The organism is Vibrio sp. Hep-1b-8, assembly GCF_006124995.1.
Taxonomy (GTDB): domain Bacteria; phylum Pseudomonadota; class Gammaproteobacteria; order Enterobacterales; family Vibrionaceae; genus Vibrio.
This window is the reverse complement of sequence record NZ_QEWN01000019.1, coordinates 1-18436: the sequence shown is the minus strand read 5'-3', so window position 1 is coordinate 18436 and position 18436 is coordinate 1. Positions and strand designations below refer to the sequence as shown.

Below are 18436 nucleotides of genomic sequence, written 5' to 3'. Positions count from 1 at the left end.
GGGGAAAAAATGGATTTTCTAGGAATTATATTATCCTACTTTGATGCGTTTGATGCTGTAGTCAATTTGGGGTTTGGTGTTTTGATTGGATTATGTCTTGGGCTCACTGGTGTTGGTGGCGGCGTACTAATCATTCCTATTCTTCAAGTGTTTTTTGCAATGGATGCTGTTATGGCGGTGGGAACTGCGAGTTTGATATCATTTTTGGTCAAGATTGGTGCGAGCTTTGGTCATATAAAAGCAGGGAACATAAAATGGAAAGAAGTGGGGTTTGTTTTATTAGGAGCAATTCCATGTGTTTTAATGACGACCAATCTGATTATATTTCTGAATCAATCTGAACGCTATTCTTCTTGTGTCAATCATGTAATAGAGTTAGCAATTGTTATGATGATGTTGGTATCACTATGCTCATTGTACAAACAAAGTAAGAAAGGAATTGTCAATGTTAAATCAGTCTCTCCTCGAAATTACATTTCAGTCGCAATTGGAGGTGGTTGTGGGGCTGTACTAGGTTCAACAGGAATTGGGGGCGGGGTTGTGCTGTTACCAGCTTTTAATGCTCTACTTGGTGTCGAGATCAAAAAAGCCATTGGCTCTTCGGTTGTAGTGGCATTAGTGCTTTCTGCAGTGACTGCTCTGAATTACAGCCGAGAAGGTCAAAGTGATTTACCAGTGGCCTTATATATTACATTTGGAGCATTAACTGCGATGCCTGTGGCAATGAGATATGTTAAAACTATTACTTCTGTTCAGTTATATAGATTAACTATTGGTGTAATATCAGTAGCTCTTGCAATGGTGTTGTTATTTCGGTAGTTAAGTATGGCTTTGTTTCCTAAATCATCTGATCAGCTAAGTTCACTCAAATACTTAGACCAATGGTCAAGCCTCGCTGCAAAACAACTAACTGGAAGCAGTATAACCAAGCTTTAATCAATCGTGGTTCGCTGACATTTTGGATTGATGAAGATGCAATCCAACACTGGAAACAGAGTAAGCAAGGTAATCGTGGAAGGCCTCGTTTGTTTAGTGAAGAGATCTAGGACATCCGCACTAAAGTAGATCACGGAATTCGTTCTGTGATGATTGATGGTTCTCATCATGCGTTTGACCAAAACATAGAAATCGTCCGTTCGGTTGTCGAATACTGCAATCGATTTGACGCTAGTGTTGAGGCTGAACTTGGCCGCTTGGGTGGTCAAGAAGATGATCTGATTGTCGATTGCGCTGATGCGCTAATGACCGATCCTGCATCAGCAGCAGAGTTTGTTCGCCGTACAGGAATTGATTCGTTAGCAGTGGCAATTGGGACCGCCCACGGCTTGTACAAAGCAGAACCAAAGCTTGATTTTGACCGTCTGGATAAGATCCGAACCGTGGTTGACATTCCGCTTGTTTTACACGGTGCTTCAGGTGTACCTGATGAGATGGTTCGTCGCTGTATTGATTTAGGTGTGTGCAAAGTCAACGTGGCGACTGAACTGAAAATCGCCTTCTCAAATGCCGTTAAGCAGCATTTTGCTGAACATCCGGATGCGAATGATCCGCGCAAATATATCACTCCAGGTAAAGCTGCGATGAAACAAGTGGTGATGGATAAGATTCATATGTGTGGTAGTGAAGGTAAGCTTTAGCTTTCATCTATTTTGGTAAACTCCCCCCCTATAGTGTGTTTACCTGGGTGCTAGGCTTTCTAGCACCCTTTTATCATTTAGTCTTATTCGACACCTACCAATATAGAGAATCGTGCGATTTCCTATTGCATTCCTTTTAAATATTGAGTGTTCGAGGTTGGATGAATCGCTGCGGTCAGCGCAGAGATCTGTGGTTCGCTTATATCGTCTAATAGTTTGAGAAATTTTCCGACCAAATTGAGCTTACTTGTCGCCACCCTAGTTTCAGTCTCAATATCTCGAAGATCGATCAGTACATCTGTGAAAAGATGTGGTAAGTCTGTCAGCACCTGAAGATTGAGTACATTGTGCTCGCTGTAAATCGAATTGTGGCTACCTCTGTGCTTCTGTACCACATAAGGGTTGTCTTTGAGGTTGATGATGGATGTGCGTTTTTCACAGCGCTTGAGGCAACCTTTGTTGACCTTAATCTTGCGGCATCCTTCCGTTTGCTGGAATAGACACTGGCGGCTGGTCAGCAGAGTGTTTGGGTGGTAAATGCTGTAATAGCTGCGCATGTTGTGAGGTCGTTTGATATGACGCATCTGCTTCATATTTAACTCATTAGAGATAAACGCCCCGCAGGCCGCGAACTCTTGTTGCAAGCACTTGAATGAGTAGGAGTTGACGGTGTTCATCTGTGGCCCTGCTACCCAAGGCAATTCTAGGGTTTTGGCAAGCATACCGACGCCGGAGTTATTGGTGATCAACAGTTGCGGCTTGATGGCTTGCAAAAATGCTCGTGCTGCTTGGTAATCATCACCGATTAAAATCGCTGGAAACCAAGGTTTGAGGTTCGGATTGGCTTGAAAAAGGGCCACCATAGCCTCCAGTTCATCGGCTAGTCCCATCGGCATTTGGTAGTACACGTCAATATCTGGGTTGTCACACAGTGCGACTTCTTCGTTCGAAGAGATGAGAACAGATAGCCTTGGCGATGCTGCCAGTGCTTCAGCCTGAACCAAGGGTGGTAAGACGGGAACATCTACCGCTCCTTTTAGGCTACTGCCAGTATTGTCAGTTTGTTCGAGGTTGAAGCTCTCAGTGGCGGCTGCGACTTTTTCTATGATGGCTGTTTTATCATCGTACAGTGTTTTCTTAACCTGCTGGACTTCTTCTACGGTCTTACATTGATAAATTTTAGAGAAATGTTTTACAGCGTGATCGCGTGGATTATCGATATACATCGATTTACCGAAATCTCCTTGCAAGAAAGCATTGGAAAAGTCTCGGTTGAACACGGTGTAAAGCTCTCTCGTGTCACTTGAAAGCTCCACACCATCACACAGGCGATCGATTTGCTGACGCCAGTTGTCGACGACCGTATAAACATAATGGGATTTTTTGATCCGTCCTTCGACTTTAAGCGAATACACACCGGCTGCTGCTAAGGCTTCAAGATCGCCAAAGGCTGAGTTGTCTTTCATGTTGAGCGGGTAGTGATGCCCTGTGTTAGTTGGCTGATATTGTTCTCGGCATGGTTGGCTACAGCGGCCACGGTTACCCGATGCTCCGTTACGTGCAGAACTGATGTAGCAAATACCAGAAAACCCGATGCAATAGGAACCGTGGACAAACACTTCCATCATCACGTTATGCTGACGGCCAAACTGAGCCAAGTGACAGATCTCATTGATATTGAGTTCGCGTGAAAGATTGACGCGACTTGCCGTTAGTTGGTTGAGAAATAGGATCTGTCCTTCGTTATGGGTATTCAATTGGGTCGAGGCATGAACATCCAGATCAGGAAAATGATGTTTTAAGATGTAGCCAAGGCCAAGATCCTGAACAATGACGCCATCAATGCTGGTGGTGTTGAGTTGGCTGAGTAAGCGCACGATTGCTGGAATTTCGCTCTCAAGAATTAACACGTTGAGCGTCAGGAAGATTTTGCAGTTGTGCTGATGTGCGAGGCGAAGCACTCCGTTTAAGTTGGCCAATGTTAGATTGGTCGCTCGGTTGCGAGCGTTGAATCGATCAAGCCCACAGTATATCGCATCCGCTCCAGCGGCAATCGCAGCTTTAATAGAGTCAATATCTCCCCCTGGGGCCAACAACTCAAATTGATCGCGTGTCACTACTCGCCTCTTAGATAAAATCGAAAATGAGCACGCATTCTACGGGTTTCAGACTCCTGCTGCGGTACTAGTTAACCTTTTATTAATCTGGGTCAAAAACAAATGGTGGCTTTCGCGAGTTTTGAGGATGAATGAATCTATAGAGACCGAGTTGCGTGAGTGAGGCCTCTTTTCTGTTGCAATTTATTAGAATTGCTTTAGTGTTATACCTATGTATATCACTAAAGCGTAAATGATAAGGCAGAATTCATGACTGAGTGGAACGAAACACAGCCTATCTTTCGTCAGCTATCCGATCGAATTACCGAGCAGATTTTGCAGGGAGTTTGGTTGGAAGGGCAGGCTTTGCCATCAGTGCGGGCTGTGGCGAGTGATCTTAAGATCAACCACATAACCGTGATGAAAGGCTATCAATTACTCGTGGATGAAGGCCTAGTTGAGAAAAAGCGTGGTCAAGGGATGTTTGTTGCGGTGGGTGCAATAGCACGTCTAAAAGCAGTTCAGAAACATGATTTTATTGAACAACAAATTCCTTCAATTGCAGCAAAACTAACACAGCTAGATATTCCACTGAATGAATTTATTGAACGGTTAACGGTGCACGTTGAGGGTAAACAATGAGTGTATTAATTAGTGCTCGACAGGTAAGCAAAGAATACTCAGGTCGTGTGAAAGGACAAAACGAAGCCATAAAAAATATTAGCTTTGAGTTGAAACCTGGTCAGGTCTTAGGCCTGCTTGGTCATAATGGTGCCGGCAAGTCCACTTTGATCAAAAGTTTACTTGGTGCACATCAATATCGTGGTGATATCGAGGTTCTTGGATTTGAACCGGTGGCGCAGCGTGCCAATGTGATGCAGCATTTATCCTACATATCAGATGTTAATGTGTTGCCTGAGTGGATGACGGTGGAACAACTGCTTCGTTATACCGCCGGTGTTCATCCGAGTTTTGATTTAGCCAAAGCTCAGCAAGTGATCGCCAAGACGGATATTAGACCAAATAGCAAAATCAAAGCGTTGTCGAAAGGGATGAAAGTCCAGTTGCATCTGGCGATCGTCATTTCGACGGACACCAAAGTGTTGATTTTGGATGAACCAACTCTCGGTTTGGATCTTGTTTATCGCGATACTTTTTACCGCCACTTGCTAGAGTGGTTCCATGATGGCGAGCGCGCGCTGATTATTGCCAGTCATGAAGTGTCTGAAATTGAACACCTTCTTACAGATGTGTTGATTCTAAAGCGTGGCGAAGTGGTGTTGCAGGCGTCGATGGAAGAAGTTGCCCAAGGATTCGTAGTTGTTGAAACGAATCACGATCAGAATGAACAAATCGAGTCGTTGAATCCGCTTTCAAGCGAACGAGGTTTAGGCTCTACACGTTGGCTACTGCGTTCAGAACAAGCTGAGTGCTTGCAAGATGTTGACCGGATTTACAATGTAAAACTGGCCGATCTATTTTTAGCGTTGCAGAAGGAGGCGGTGTAATGAACGCGAATGTTTATATGCTAGAAAAAGAGTGGTTGGAGCATAAGGTCATTACCCGTATCCCTGTTGCTTTGCTGATCTGTGGCGTGGTGCTGTTGTTGAGTTTATTGATGAACTCAACTATCCAGAGCAATGTTACCTATGAATTGACCTATCAGAATGATGGTTTTGAGTCGGGTTTCGAACTTGGGAAACAGCTCAGTCACTTAGTTTTGGTTGTTAGTGGATTGCTCTCAATACTGCTTACCTGTCTCTATTTTCCTAAAACGTTGCGTAAGGAGCGTCAGGAGGGCAGTGTGATGTTCTGGCGCAGTATGCCGGTCACCGATTTAAACATGCACGCAGTGAAGTTGGCGTTCGGCCTGCTGGTGGTTCCTGTCATTTGCTCTATGTTGGTTATTGCAGCGGACTTTTTGATGTGGATTATCAACCTAGTGATGTCTGAGCAATTCCCTCTGTTCTTTACTGGTGAATCGTTGTTTTACGTTGGAAGTCATTGGCTAGAGTTTATTGGTCGTATGTGGCTGGTTGGCTTAGCGCTGTTGCCTTTTGCCACCATAGCGATGGCAATTTCGCAAAAGGTCAATTCACCGCTGTTGATTATGCTGATCGCTCTGTATGTGATTAAGCTGTTGGCGAGCAACTTGTTTGCCACGGATCTTGTCAGCCAATTTATTGATGCCATCACAAACTTGCCGCTAGATGTGTTGGTTGAATCTAACCCTATGATCGCATTTGCTAACGCTGGCACACTGAACTTAGCGGTGTTCTTTAGCCTAGGCATGTTAGGATTGCTGGCGAGTTTGAGGCTCAGTCGAACCATCGATTAATAGGGATTGAAAGTAAAAAGGTAGCTGAAAGGCTACCTTTTTATTTGTTGAAACAGGCTATTGCACATATGAGCCGTGGGCGAGTCAGTTGAAATTGTTCTTTTTAAAGCTGTCCACGTAGGCTTTATCTTCACGCATAATGTGCTGGCTGAGCCAGTTCTTTAAGAAGCTCATCAGTTCATCACCAATGTCATCCCCACGTTCGACTCGCTTTTGGAAATCGAGCACTTGCGCAACCAGTTGGTTGTGCTTTTCGATGTGTTCTTTGGTTTGTGAGTAGTCGATTTGATCAAACAGTACCTCTTCGTATTTAAAATGATTGGCCGTGTAATCAATCAGACCTTGTACGACTCGTTTGATAGAACTTAACCCGTAGTTATGTTTTAGTAAGTGGTATAGCTCATTAATCAAATGCAGTAAGGCTTGATGCTGGCGGTTGATCTCTTCGAGACCAATGTCCAGCTGACTGCTCCATTCCATCAACTTATCTCGCTTAGCTTCCTCTGCGTCTATCTGTCGTTGGTCAGTCGCAAAACGGTGTAGCAGGGAGTCAATCTCACCAGATAGGTTTCTTACGGTAATGCTGGCGAGTAAGGTTTCCTGTGTCGCTCGGACGTTGTTGTCTGACTCGTTGGCGATAAGTTGCAAGCACTGCTCAAGATCTTGAGTTTTTTTCGTCTGTTCATCGGAAGAGTGCGCGATATGTTGTCCATATTCACGTACATCATCGATTTGTAGGTTGAGTTCTTTAAACGTGTGTTCTGCCGCAGATGCGATAGCCAGTGAGCGTTCCATGCTGGATTTGTTTTCCTTCATGGTCTCTAAAACATCGTCAGTTTTGGCTTGCAAGTTGTTGATTTTTTGTCTTATTTCTTCGGTCGCTTGTTGGGTTCTCATTGCTAAAGAACGCACTTCATCGGCAACCACGGCAAAGCCACGGCCCTGTTCACCTGCACGGGCACTTTCTATTGCGGCATTTAAGGCGAGTAGATTCGTTTGTTCAGCGATGCTACTGATGGTTTCCATTACCTGACAGATTTGTGCCGTTTCGTGCATCAGGGACTGAAAGTGTTCGTTTGAGTTGTCTATGTGCTGGTTGGCGTTATCGAGAGCCGTCTCCAAGGCAATCATATCTTTGGTGCCTTGATCCGCTTTTGTTTTTGCTTCATTAGCGAGTGACGCTGTTGACTCGCAATAGCTTGATACATTGTGTGTGATTTCAGAGAGCTGTTCGATGATCTGTCGGGCGGTATCGACATCACTCTTTTGACCAACAGCCCCTGCTTTAGAGATCCCAGAGTCTTTTTGCACGGTATCCGCGACGCTGACCAAACGAGCGGTTGACTTACGCAATGCGTGAACGGTGCGAGAGATGTCTTCACCTATCCGGTTAAAGGTGCGTAGGAGTGGCGCGGTGAGATCATCATCGCTAGCAACTCTAACGGTAAGATCCCCTTCTGAAAGATGGCGTGCTGCCTGACTGATTTGCTGCAACATGCCACCCATTGAACGGATAATGTTTAAAACAATGACATGGTAAAGCACCACTAGCAGTAACCAACCCCACTGCTGGAGAAAGAACAGATATCCAGCCAGCGGAAGAATCAAAAGGGTCATTGTGATAGACCATTGTACTGGGGTTAATTGGCTCAATTTGGATGCTAGCGATTTAAACATACCTTCGCCTCTTATAGATTACCGTTGATCACTCCATTAAATTTAGGCGAAAGATTGGGATTCCCCATACTAAATATGCAAATTATTTTAGTGTCACTAAGCAAGAGTAGTTAGAAGGTAAAGGTGGCTTAAATCGAAAGAGTGACCGAGTGGTTATCGCTCTGGATTGCACCCCTGTAGAGGGGGGACTGTGTCGAAACGCGCAGAAAAAAGCGTTTTCCAATTAGGAAAAACCTGATTGATAGAATTTCTCACTGCCTATTCCACAAATCTGGTAATCATTACTTTATTAATAAAATGTAGTGATGTTTTATATGGATTGTTAATTTGAGCGGCGGACTCTAACGCTGACTCTAAACTTATGAAGTGGGAATAGCTCAGTGAATCAGATGGTTGATCGAGATCTTGACGTCTCTGTTGTCGAATTGGACACACCGCGATCACGTCGTGGCAGTTTCAAGTGGCGCGGTATCGAAGTGCGGCTTGGCCTCGCGTTAGCCATGCTATCGATGACAACTCTATTGCTGGCGCTGTTCAGTTCGACCACCTATGACAGGCTTGAGTTAGCGTTGGTTGACCTAAAAGAGAAAGAGATACCAGCTTTGGAGCAAGCGGCTCGGTTGAATGATATGGTGAGACTTGTGATCACCGACTCTTCGCAACTGGTGGCCGCGGACTCAAATCTTGAACGACGCAAAGCGATGCAACGTGTCGAAGAGAGCATCAATGAAATGGGGCGGGTACTGGCACATTTTCCTGAGTACTACGCTTACTTTAAAGATCTCATCATGCAAGTGAGCAACAGCCTTAGCCTACTGTATCAAAGTGGTGAAGAGTCTCGTGAACTCAATAAAGAGTTGCGCCATTTGCTCGAAGGTTTTTATCCCTTGCTTCAGCAGGTGAGTGAAGAACTCGATAGTCTTCCTCAAGAGCAAAAATCCCGTCTTCAATACAGTCAGCTGAAAGCATTGTTGTTTTATCAGTTGGGTTTGGTAGAAAAACTTTATAACGATGGCAGCTTTAATGAGTTGGATTACACCACTTATCGGCTCGAGCAGTTGGGTCAAGATTGGTTTAGTCTGTGGTTGGCAAGTGGCTTAGCGAGTTCTTTACCTGCGCTGGATGAAAAACTATCGGTTATCTATACTCTCGCGTCTCGTTCAAGTCGTCTGGTTCAGCTAAAGAATCAGGCGCTAGAACATCATTATCAGCAAGAATTTTTACTGGAAAACAGTCGTAAGTATCTTCATCAGCTATCGGTTCAGATAGAACGAAATACCGCAAATGTGAATTTAGAGATTGATTCCTCTATCGCTCATGTTCAACGCTCGCTGGCCTCTAACCGTACCTTTTCTCTGGCTTTGTCACTGTTTAGCCTAATCGCTGCTGCGGGTATTTCTTGGTTCTACGTTCGTAAGAATATTTTGGAACGTTTGCTCAATTTGTGTGATGACATGTTCGCTATTTCAACCGGCCATTTGGATACAAAGATTGAGCTAAAAGGTCATGATGAAATTACCCAAATGGCGAAGTCCCTTCAGGTGTTTCAGGCGACAGCTAAAGTGGTGAAGAAAACCAATCAAAAGCTCGAAGCAGAAGTGGAAGAGCGCCGTGTGGCGGAAGAGAAACTGCGAGTGACTCAAGATGAACTGATTCAGGCAGGAAAACTCGCCGCATTAGGCCAGTTAAGCGTGGGGATTACTCATGAGATCAATCAACCACTGACGGCCATAAGCAGCCATACTCGCAGCGCTCAGAAATGGTTAGAGCAGCAGAGAAGTGATAAAGCGACCCACAACCTGCAAAAAATCGAACAGCTCCTCGGTAAAGTGGCGGCGTTGACGCATCACCTCAAAGCTTTCTCTCGCAAAAGTGATGGAAAAATCTCATCGGTTGAAGTCATGCCGGTTGTCAATGATGCGATTGCACTGTTTACCAACCATCAGGTACCGATAGTGCTCGATTGTGACCTTGCTTCTGATGAGATCGTACGGGCGAATCCGATTCGCTTAGAGCAAGTGTTGGTCAACCTGATCAGTAACGCCATTGATGCGGTAGAAAACAAATCAGAGCCACTGATCTTAGTATCGGTGGCACGCGTTGATAACAACGTGACCATAGCGGTCAAAGACAATGGCAAAGGCATTATCGAAGACGATATTCCGCATATTTTTGACCCATTTTATACCCGTAAAGAGGTTGGCAAGGGCCTAGGTTTAGGTTTGTCTATCGCCTTTAATATCATCAAGGATTTTGGTGGTTCGATACGGGTGCACTCTCAGCCTGAGTTTGGCAGTGAGTTTGTAGTACATCTTGAACAAGGCGAAAAAGCATGACGATGGATAAGCGTATCACCCTGATTGATGACGAGCTGGATGTTGTAGAAGCCGTGGGCGAAATGCTCGAACTTGAAGGTTTCACCGTCACTGGATTTACCGACCCTAAAAGTGGTCTGAAATCACTCTCGCCTGATAGTCGACAGGTGGTTCTGTGCGATGTTCGAATGCCTCAGTTAGATGGATTATCGATGTTAGAAGCGATTCAGAGTCGCTCGCCACATTGCGAAGTCATCCTAATGAGTGGTCATGGGGATATTCCGATGGCCATCGAAGCAATCAAACTCGGCGCGTTCGATTTTATTGAAAAACCACTCCAAAGTGATGAACTGATTGAAAAGCTCAACCTTGCCGCCACACATATTCACAATGCTCCCATAGCTCAAAACACCACGGCGGAGCAACCGATTGAAAACGTGATTATTGGTGTTTCTAGCCAGATGGAGATGATTAGGACGCAAGTTCTCGCATTGGCGCGTACGGGTGTCGATACCATTATCAATGGTGAAACTGGCACGGGGAAAGAGGTTATTGCACGAGCGCTTCACCGCTATTCAGCACGACGAGAAAAGCCCTTTGTTGCAATTAACTGTGGCGGGATGACCGAAAGCATCATAGAGAGCGAACTATTTGGTCATGAGGCGGGCTCGTTTACTAGCGCCAACAAAAAGCGGATTGGTAAAATCGAGCAGGCGCATGGTGGCACACTGTTTTTAGATGAAATTGAAAGCATGCCAATCTCAGTGCAAATTAAGTTATTGCGTGTCATTCAGGAGCGGGTGATTGAGCGGGTTGGCGGCAATACATTGATTCCGGTCGATATCACGATTGTGGCGGCAAGCAAGGCGGATTTGGCGGAGCTGAGTCAGCGTGGTGAGTTTAGAGCGGATCTGTTTTATCGACTCAATATTGCCAGTCTGAATCTCCCACCTCTTCGTCAGCGTAAGGAAGATATTCAGTCCTTGTTTCGTCATTTTGTCGTTCAGGCCAGTCAAAAATATAAGACTCGCGCATCGACACTTTACGCCGAACAAATCCAACAACTGTGTCGACATGATTGGCCAGGCAATGTGCGAGAGTTAAGAAATGTGGCTGACCGTTTTGTGCTTGGGATCGTTGGCGAAGGTTTTGATCTTCAAGCGCCTTCAACCTTGAGTAGTGATGGCTTTGCGTTTGAGCAGCAGATGGAACAGTACGAGCGTAACGTTCTTACCGAAGCGTTGATTGAAATGGCGGGCAACATCAACGAGGTGTCATTGCGCTTAAATCTGCCAAGAAAAACCCTTTATCGTAAGATGAAAAAACACCAACTGGACAAAGAGAGTTTTAAAGCAAGTCGCCAGATTTAGGGACAAGACATAATTGACCCATCATAGAAGCTTAATAAAAACGTTATACTTATCTGATTGAATTGCAAGCGAAAAGTTTTTGGCACGCTGCGTGCAAAATGGATGGTCGTTCTGGTTAGAAGTCAGGGAGTTAGTCGTATGTTACGACGGAGACTTTTCCCAGTCCGGAACACCATAAATAACAAACAACTATTTGCTGCAAGGAGAATCAACAGATGAAGCAAATCTTAACCAGTAGTATCGCCCTATTGCTAGGTGTTAGCTCAATGGCGATGGCTGCAAACGAGCCAGCGCAGGTTGGGCCACGCCCGCTATACCTCGTCAGTGATATGGAAGAGGGACCTCTGAAAACTAAGTTGGAAAGCTGTCAGGCCGGCCCATTTTATCGTAGCGACTTCTCTATCGGCCACCGTGGAGCAGCAATGCAGTTTCCAGAGCACACCAAAGAGTCTTACTTGGCTGCGATCGCAATGGGTGCTGGGGTGTTAGAGTGTGATGTGACCTTTACCAAAGATAAACAGTTGGTCTGTCGTCACTCGCAAAGTGATTTGCATACTACAACCGATGTACTTGCTCATCCTGAACTTGCTAAGAAGTGTACGGTACCATTTAAACCTGCTAATCCAGCCACAGGTGAAGATGCACAGGTAGAATGTCGTACGTCAGATTTCACGTTAGCGGAATTTAAGACTCTTAAAGGCAAAATGGATGGGGCGAATCCAAAAGCGACAACGGTTGAAGAGTACATGAACGGGACTCCAGGCTGGCGTACAGACCTCTATTCGCAAACAGGGACTTTGATGACCCACGCCGAGAGTGCTGCACTGTTTAAAAAATATGGTGTTAAGGTGACTCCTGAATTGAAGTCAGCTGCCGTGAAGATGCCTTTCCAAGGCTTTAGTCAGGAAATGTATGCTCAGAAGTTGATCGATGAGCTTAAACAAGCGGGCTTCTCTCCTGATGAAGCTTATGTTCAGTCATTCAATCTTGATGATGTTAAATACTGGATCAAAAATGAGGCTAAGTTTGGTAAGCAAGCTGTCTACCTTGATGACCGTATGTACGAAAAAGAGGGTTTTGCTGCTTCGTTGGAAAACATGAAAGAGCTCTCTGATCAAGGTGTTCAAATTATTGCTCCGCCTTTGTATGCCTTGATTCAACTTGATGAGAATAACAATATTGTCCAGTCTGACTATGCCAAGCTAGCGAAGCAAGCGGATCTCGATATCATTGCTTGGACACTAGAGCGTTCAGGTCCGTTGGCGCAAGGCGGTGGCTGGTACTATCAATCCGTCACAGACCAGATCAAGCGTGATGGCGATATGATGAAAGTACTCGATGTCTTAGCGAAGGACGTCGGTGTGCTTGGTGTATTTAGTGATTGGCCATCGACGGTGACCTATTACGCGAACTGTATGGATATCTAAGTTTTCGTTGCTATCTACCGTTAAAAAAAAGGGTCAAATGACCTTTTTTTTCGTTTCGATTTGGCTGGGACAGAAATGACCCAAACATCTTAAAATTAATTGGACACAAATGACCCAAACTAAAAATGGTTAAATTGATGTCATGTTAAGTTATTGATATTTAAAATTAAAATAGTTGGCACAACCCCTGCTATAGGAGAGGTGAACATCAACAATAACGTGAATGTAAGGTTCTAATATGAAAAACAGTGTAAAAGGATTGTTAATCGCTGGTTCTTTGCTGCTGCCATCAATGGCGATGGCAAGTGAGTGTACTTATCGTGGGGTACTGGATGATAGATACTGTGATGAAAATAAAGACTTAGTGGCTGACGCGCCCAAAGATGCGAGTGAGTGGATTGATCCAAGTACACTCGTATTTACCTACACTCCCGTTGAGGACCCTGCTCTGTACAAGGATGCATTTGCAGATTTTCAGGCGCACCTAAGCAAAATTACCGGTAAAAAAGTCATCTATTACACCGTTCACTCTAACTCAGCTCAGGTTGAGGCGATGCGTTCAGGCCGTCTTCATGTTGCTGGCTTCTCAACGGGTCCAACGGGCTACGCTGTTAACCTTGCGGGTTACGTACCGATCGCTGTTAAAGGTGATGAGTCAGGTTTCCAAGGTTACAACCTAATTACCATCGTCCGTAAAGACAGTGGCATTAATGAAATGGCGGATCTGAAAGGTAAGAAAGTCGCGCATACGTCAGCGTCTTCCAACTCTGGTAACCTTGCTCCGCGCGCTCTATTCCCAGCTCAAGGCCTCGTACCGGATCAAGATTACAAAGTGCTTTACTCTGGTAAGCATGACCAATCTATCCTAGGTGTTTACAACGGTGACTACGATGCTGCCCCAGTTGCTTCAGATGTTTATGACCGTATGGTTGCAGCTGGCCGTGTTGATGCCTCTGAGCTAAAAATTATCTACCGTAGCCCACGTTTCCCAACTTCTGCATTTGGCTACGCATACAACCTGAAACCAGAGCTTGTAGAGAAGATCAACGAAGCCTTCTTCAGCTACCGCTTTACCAAAGAGATGAGCGATGCGTTTAAAGGCGCTGACCGTTTCTCACCAATTACTTACCAAGAAGATTGGTCAGTTATCCGTGATATTGCCCACGCGACAGGTACCGCTTACACCAAAACCGGTCTGAAAAAACTGGCTGAAAAAGATGCAGCTAAGCGAGCTAAGAAGAAAGCGGAAGAGTTAGCAAAGCAAGCTAAGACGCAATAATCCTTTAACAAACCCATCATTCTAAATAAATGTACGGTGTCCTCGTGTGTAGGGCACCGTACACTCATAAGAAAACAAGGAATAGTAGTATGGCCGTAGCGAGCTATGACGGAATAAAGATCAATAACCTTTTTCATCAATACGTGGCAGGCAAGCCAATCCTTAAGGGTATCGACATCAATATCGACCAACCGGGTATCATTGCCATCATCGGCCCGTCAGGTACAGGTAAGAGTACCTTGCTTCGTTGTATTAACCGCCTTAACGATCCAACCAGTGGCGAGATTCTGTTTGAAGGCGAGGATCTGACAAAACTGAGTGGGCAGGCACTACGTAAGCAGCGTCGTCATATCGGTATGGTTTTTCAGGAGTACAACCTAGTTGAGCGTTTGACTGTGATTGAGAACGTCTTGTGTGGTCGTCTTGGTTACATGTCTTCTTGGAACGCATGGCGTCGTAACTACTCGAAAGAAGATCTCAAAAAAGCCTTCGAATTATTAGAGTTTGTTGGCTTGCAAGATTTCGCCAATCAGCGTGCAGATAGCTTGTCTGGTGGTCAGCGTCAACGTGTTGGTATTGCCCGTGCCGTGATGCAAGACCCGTACATATTGCTGGCGGATGAGCCGACCTCCTCGCTTGACCCTAAAACCGCGGTAGAAATCATGGAACTAATGGAAACCTTCGCCCAGGAGAAGCAGATCCCTGTGTTGGTCAATATTCATGACGTTAACCTCGCTAAACGTTTTGCGAAACGTATTATCGGTATGTGCAATGGTAAAGTGCATTATGACGGCCGCCCTGAAGGCATCAGCGAAGATGACCTAAAAATTATCTATGGAGGTGAGTCATGGCTGGATTAAGCTCATCGACCAAAACAGCGGTAGAGGCGATTGAAAATCCGTTTAAGGCATCATGGGCGAGCCGCTTGGGTGTCGTAGCTGTGATTGGCTATCTTTTTTATAGTATCTCGACGCTCAATTTAACTTGGGATCGATTTATGGTCGGCTTAGGGGAAAGTGAGCGTTTACTTAGTCGCATGTTTCCGCCTGATTTCTCACGCTCAAATCTGCTCTTGAGTGGTTTGGCTGAGAGTTTACAAATCGCGATTATTTCGAGCTTTTTCGGCATCGTTATCTCATTGTTTCTTGGTCTGCTTGCGGCGCGAAACATGATGCCAAATATTGTCTCAACACCAGTTCGCGGCTTTATTGCTCTGTGCCGCTCTTTCCACCCGGTCATCATCGCCATCTTGTTTGTTAAGGCCGTCGGTTTTGGTGCACTGGCGGGTATTTTAACTCTGGTTTTTGCTTCGATTGGTTTTATTGCCAAGCTGTTTGCTGAGGCGATTGAGGAGATCTCGTTTAAGCAAGTTGAAGCGATTCGAGCGACAGGCGCAAGTTTTATGAGTGTCATTCTGTTCGCGGTTATGCCACAGGTATTCACTCGCTTTATCGGTTTTGCCAGTTATCAGTTGGACTCAAACCTACGTAACTCGACCATGGTCGGTATTGTTGGCGCTGGTGGCTTGGGTGGCACGCTTTTCTCTGCATTCCAGCGTTTTGATTATGACTTTGTTGCTGCGATTCTTATCACTATTATCGCGCTAATCCTTGTCGGTGAGTTCTTATCTAATGTTGTAAGGAGAATCTTCTAATGACGACCGCTTCTATTGATAGAGAATGGCAACGTTTCACCTTTAGTGAGCGTATCGCAAGATTTGCTGCTTACCTCTGCTTTGTTTCTGCAATCGTATGGTCATGGCAGACGGTTGAAGTGATACCAGAATTCTTGTACGACGCGCCTGCTCAGTTTGCCGATATGTTTAGTCGTATGGTTCCGATGGACTACGGCTTCTATCCTGAAACGATTCATGATGCGATGGTTGAAACGCTGCATATCGCCACGTTAGGGACGCTATTTACGTTAGTTCTGGCGATTCCATTAGCCTTGCTTAATGCGCCAAATATCACCCCAAATAAGACGCTTAACTGGATTGCTCAGTTCTTCTTGGTTTCATCTCGCTCGGTGAACTCATTGGTTTGGGCATTGCTGTTTATTGCCCTGTTTGGTCCAGGTGTGCTGGCTGGAATCATGGCGATTGCGGTTCGTAGCGTAGGCTTTGTTGGTAAACTGCTGGCGGAAGCGATCGCAGAAGTCAACATGGGCACCATTGAAGCGCTGAAAGCAACCGGTGCGTCATGGGGAAGCATCTTGTTCAAAGGTTATTGGCCTCAGGTTATGCCAGCATTCTTCTCAATCGTACTGTTTCGTTGGGATATCAACGTCCGTGAATCGGCGGTTCTAGGATTGGTAGGTGCAGGTGGTATTGGCGTGGTGCTAAATGATGCGCAGAATCTGTTTGAATGGCAGAAAGTATCGATGATTCTAGTGAGCATTTTTGCGGTCGTTGTACTGGCTGAAGCGCTAGTTGTCCACGTACGTAAGAAACTGATTTAAACAACAACATCAAATGGCTAGGTGTTGTATTCAAAAGGCAGGGAATACCTGCCTTTTCTTTTAAGCTACAAATACTTCTCTATGGGCAGTAGTTGGAGAAAGTAAGACTCAAATCGCTGCCATCGCCCTGTCTCTGGCTCATGATCATAGATTTGAGAACCGGAAGACCACATCACGTCACCGTTTTGTAATTCTAATCTCCAGCTATTCTCCTGATCCATCGCCTGCAAAATGTTGTCAGCAAGACGCTGTGCGACATCAAGGTCTTCTATCACCAGCAGTGACTCAGTATTTAGGTAAGTCGATCTAAGGTTAAAGTTAAACGAGCCAACCGTGGCAACACGATCGTCAAACACCGCAGATTTTGAGTGAAGGCCATAACCGATGGCAGGCGCACACTTGTTGGCATCTTTGGTTGAAATCTCACACACCTCGGCGTTGGGCTTCAATTCATACAGTTTAATGCCGTGTTCGAGCATATCTTCGCGTCGACCAGCGTAACCAGAATGGTTAGTGATCAGATCATTAGACGCCATAGAATTGGTTAAGGCTTTAATCTCGACACCACCACGAGTCAGTACTTGCATCGCTGCTAGCTGTTGGTCGTCAAAGATCAGGTATGCGGATTCGAGAACGATCTTCTGCTTAGATTGCTGGGCGAGTGCCGAGAGATATTGCGCCGTTGTTTTGGGTTGGTTAGTGTTACTGACGTCATCGGGAACTGGCTGATCAGCAATATAACTGGCTTCAACCCAATCCATACTGGCCATGATGTTGCCTAAGAAAGTGAGCGCGTTAGATTGCCCTTGTGGCAAAGCAGGGTAGTTTGTGTAGTGTGGTACGGCAATATCATCGATCAGACTCAGATCGGCGATTGCTTCGTTATTGAGTAGATCCACTGGGTAAGACCAGCGACTGTTCCAATATTGATTGAAGCTGGTTTCAATGTCACCAACTATAGTACCCATTACCATCGCGTCACGATCACGGAAGTTGATATCGTTGGCAAGGTCGAAATATTCATCCCCAATGTTGCGACCACCAACAATAGATACAGCCCCATCGACGGTAAACGACTTGTTGTGCATGCGTCTATTCAAACGGGAAAAATCGCCCAGTACGTTGAGCCACTTTGTGACCCCTCGGCGCGTAGGGATGGGGTTAAAGACACGAATCTCGATATTGGGATGAGCATTAAGCGCACTGAGAAGTGCTTCACGTTCGTTGAGGTTGATATCATCGAGCATCACCCTGACTCTAACACCACGGTTTGCTGCCGCGACAACTCGACTGGCGAGATACTTCCCAGAGCGATCCGAGTTCCAGATGTAGTATTGAATATCGATGCTGCGTTGTGCACTCTCGATAAGAGCAAGTCGTTGACTCAAGGCTTGCCAACCACTCTCTTGCAACGTCACTGCGCTGGTTTTCGTTGCTTGGTTTGTGGCATATGCTTCGCTTAACAGGGATAACTGACTGCTACTAGGTGTTGATGTCACTTGTGGTTGATGCTCTATCTGCTCTGGAAGAGTGCCACAACCGGCGAGCAACGTGGTAAGAACTAAGCTGGTGGTTATCCGCTTAAGGGGTAGCATTAATGATTCCTTGATAGGGTTGAGATATCTCTGATTATTAACGATAGTGTACTTGGCTGCTACTACAATACACAGTTAATGATGAGTTAAGCCCTAAGCCCTAAGCCGTTGGAGCTTGTAGTGCCTATACCCAATCAACTTGAAAATGCAGGCTTGAGTACCTGAAAATTATCATTGATTCGAGACGTCAGTGAACCTGCGATCTCTGGAAGAGTCACAGTAAAAAATTGATCGATGGCTTCCTT

The 18436-nt window shown here is 45.4% G+C and carries 14 protein-coding genes and 2 pseudogenes; 12 read left to right on the top strand and 4 right to left on the bottom strand.

Going from position 1 to position 18436, the window contains the following annotated elements; translation table 11 throughout:
- Window positions 1-9: 9 nt before the first annotated feature.
- Window positions 10-819 (top strand): sulfite exporter TauE/SafE family protein, encoded by an 810-nt coding sequence (locus tag DA100_RS05510; protein ID WP_171052149.1) that lies wholly within the window; start codon window positions 10-12, stop codon window positions 817-819.
- A gap of 62 nt (window positions 820-881) precedes the next feature.
- Window positions 882-1637, top strand: a pseudogene (locus tag DA100_RS05505) (ketose-bisphosphate aldolase).
- A 122-nt stretch (window positions 1638-1759) separates the two neighbouring features.
- On the opposite strand, the gene DA100_RS05500 reads toward DA100_RS05505, so the two are convergent.
- Entirely contained in the window at window positions 1760-3754 is a 1995-nt protein-coding gene (locus tag DA100_RS05500) for a U32 family peptidase (protein WP_138971275.1), read from the bottom strand.
- A 249-nt stretch (window positions 3755-4003) separates the two neighbouring features.
- Here DA100_RS05500 and DA100_RS05495 point away from each other — a divergent pair, with 249 nt between their 5' ends.
- The 3 genes from DA100_RS05495 to DA100_RS05485 are packed head-to-tail and all read left to right on the top strand — an operon-like array spanning window position 4004 to window position 6071.
- Window positions 4004-4375, top strand: coding sequence for a GntR family transcriptional regulator (locus tag DA100_RS05495; protein ID WP_138971274.1), 372 nt, complete (start codon window positions 4004-4006; stop codon window positions 4373-4375).
- A complete protein-coding gene (locus DA100_RS05490; protein WP_138971273.1) occupies window positions 4372-5241 on the top strand; it encodes an ABC transporter ATP-binding protein in 870 nt (289 codons plus the stop codon). The genes DA100_RS05495 and DA100_RS05490 overlap by 4 nt, the downstream gene beginning before the upstream one ends.
- Entirely contained in the window at window positions 5241-6071 is an 831-nt protein-coding gene (locus DA100_RS05485) for a hypothetical protein (protein ID WP_138971272.1), read from the top strand. The genes DA100_RS05490 and DA100_RS05485 overlap by 1 nt, the downstream gene beginning before the upstream one ends.
- A gap of 84 nt (window positions 6072-6155) precedes the next feature.
- On the opposite strand, the gene DA100_RS05480 is transcribed toward DA100_RS05485, so the two are convergent.
- On the bottom strand, window positions 6156-7748 hold the full coding sequence (locus DA100_RS05480) for a bacteriohemerythrin (RefSeq protein WP_138971271.1): 1593 nt from the start codon (window positions 7746-7748) through the stop codon (window positions 6156-6158).
- A 500-nt stretch (window positions 7749-8248) separates the two neighbouring features.
- Between DA100_RS05480 and DA100_RS05475 the strand changes: the two genes are divergently transcribed.
- The 7 genes from DA100_RS05475 (at window position 8249) to phnE (DA100_RS05445) (ending at window position 16596) form a co-directional block, all read left to right on the top strand.
- Window positions 8249-10084: an ATP-binding protein gene (locus DA100_RS05475; protein WP_240800882.1), complete on the top strand. Its 1836-nt coding sequence runs from the start codon at window positions 8249-8251 to the stop codon at window positions 10082-10084.
- Window positions 10081-11433 (top strand): sigma-54 dependent transcriptional regulator, encoded by a 1353-nt coding sequence (locus DA100_RS05470; RefSeq protein WP_138971269.1) that lies wholly within the window; start codon window positions 10081-10083, stop codon window positions 11431-11433. The genes DA100_RS05475 and DA100_RS05470 overlap by 4 nt, the downstream gene beginning before the upstream one ends.
- Before the next feature lie 215 nt (window positions 11434-11648).
- On the top strand, window positions 11649-12860 hold the full coding sequence (locus DA100_RS05465; RefSeq protein ID WP_138971268.1) for a glycerophosphodiester phosphodiesterase family protein: 1212 nt from the start codon (window positions 11649-11651) through the stop codon (window positions 12858-12860).
- Window positions 12861-13098: 238 nt separating this feature from the next.
- A complete protein-coding gene (phnD, locus tag DA100_RS05460) occupies window positions 13099-14139 on the top strand; it encodes a phosphate/phosphite/phosphonate ABC transporter substrate-binding protein (RefSeq protein WP_138971267.1) in 1041 nt (346 codons plus the stop codon).
- A gap of 89 nt (window positions 14140-14228) precedes the next feature.
- A complete protein-coding gene (gene phnC, locus DA100_RS05455) occupies window positions 14229-14999 on the top strand; it encodes a phosphonate ABC transporter ATP-binding protein (RefSeq protein ID WP_138971266.1) in 771 nt (256 codons plus the stop codon).
- On the top strand, window positions 14987-15793 hold the full coding sequence (gene phnE / locus DA100_RS05450) for a phosphonate ABC transporter, permease protein PhnE (protein ID WP_138971265.1): 807 nt from the start codon (window positions 14987-14989) through the stop codon (window positions 15791-15793). The genes phnC and phnE (DA100_RS05450) overlap by 13 nt, the downstream gene beginning before the upstream one ends.
- Entirely contained in the window at window positions 15793-16596 is an 804-nt protein-coding gene (gene phnE / locus DA100_RS05445) for a phosphonate ABC transporter, permease protein PhnE (RefSeq protein WP_138971264.1), read from the top strand. The genes phnE (DA100_RS05450) and phnE (DA100_RS05445) overlap by 1 nt, the downstream gene beginning before the upstream one ends.
- Before the next feature lie 65 nt (window positions 16597-16661).
- Here the strand turns inward: phnE (DA100_RS05445) and DA100_RS05440 are convergent, their stop codons facing one another.
- Both DA100_RS05440 and DA100_RS05435 read right to left on the bottom strand, forming a co-directional pair.
- Complete coding sequence (locus DA100_RS05440; RefSeq protein ID WP_138971263.1) at window positions 16662-18191, bottom strand: phospholipase D family protein; 1530 nt, start codon at window positions 18189-18191, stop codon at window positions 16662-16664.
- Window positions 18192-18325: 134 nt separating this feature from the next.
- Window positions 18326-18436 (bottom strand): annotated as a pseudogene (locus tag DA100_RS05435) (IS630 family transposase); the annotation flags it as partial.

Coding starts and splice junctions, on each gene's coding strand:
- DA100_RS05475 (WP_240800882.1), top strand. CDS start 8,249: ATGCTATCGATGACAACTCTATTGCTGGCGCTGTTCAGTTCGACCACC.
- phnE (WP_138971264.1), top strand. CDS start 15,793: ATGACGACCGCTTCTATTGATAGAGAATGGCAACGTTTCACCTTTAGT.
- DA100_RS05480 (WP_138971271.1), bottom strand. CDS start 7,748: ATGTTTAAATCGCTAGCATCCAAATTGAGCCAATTAACCCCAGTACAA.
- phnE (WP_138971265.1), top strand. CDS start 14,987: ATGGCTGGATTAAGCTCATCGACCAAAACAGCGGTAGAGGCGATTGAA.
- DA100_RS05465 (WP_138971268.1), top strand. CDS start 11,649: ATGAAGCAAATCTTAACCAGTAGTATCGCCCTATTGCTAGGTGTTAGC.
- phnC (WP_138971266.1), top strand. CDS start 14,229: ATGGCCGTAGCGAGCTATGACGGAATAAAGATCAATAACCTTTTTCAT.
- DA100_RS05495 (WP_138971274.1), top strand. CDS start 4,004: ATGACTGAGTGGAACGAAACACAGCCTATCTTTCGTCAGCTATCCGAT.
- DA100_RS05510 (WP_171052149.1), top strand. CDS start 10: ATGGATTTTCTAGGAATTATATTATCCTACTTTGATGCGTTTGATGCT.
- DA100_RS05440 (WP_138971263.1), bottom strand. CDS start 18,191: ATGCTACCCCTTAAGCGGATAACCACCAGCTTAGTTCTTACCACGTTG.
- phnD (WP_138971267.1), top strand. CDS start 13,099: ATGAAAAACAGTGTAAAAGGATTGTTAATCGCTGGTTCTTTGCTGCTG.
- DA100_RS05470 (WP_138971269.1), top strand. CDS start 10,081: ATGACGATGGATAAGCGTATCACCCTGATTGATGACGAGCTGGATGTT.
- DA100_RS05490 (WP_138971273.1), top strand. CDS start 4,372: ATGAGTGTATTAATTAGTGCTCGACAGGTAAGCAAAGAATACTCAGGT.
- DA100_RS05485 (WP_138971272.1), top strand. CDS start 5,241: ATGAACGCGAATGTTTATATGCTAGAAAAAGAGTGGTTGGAGCATAAG.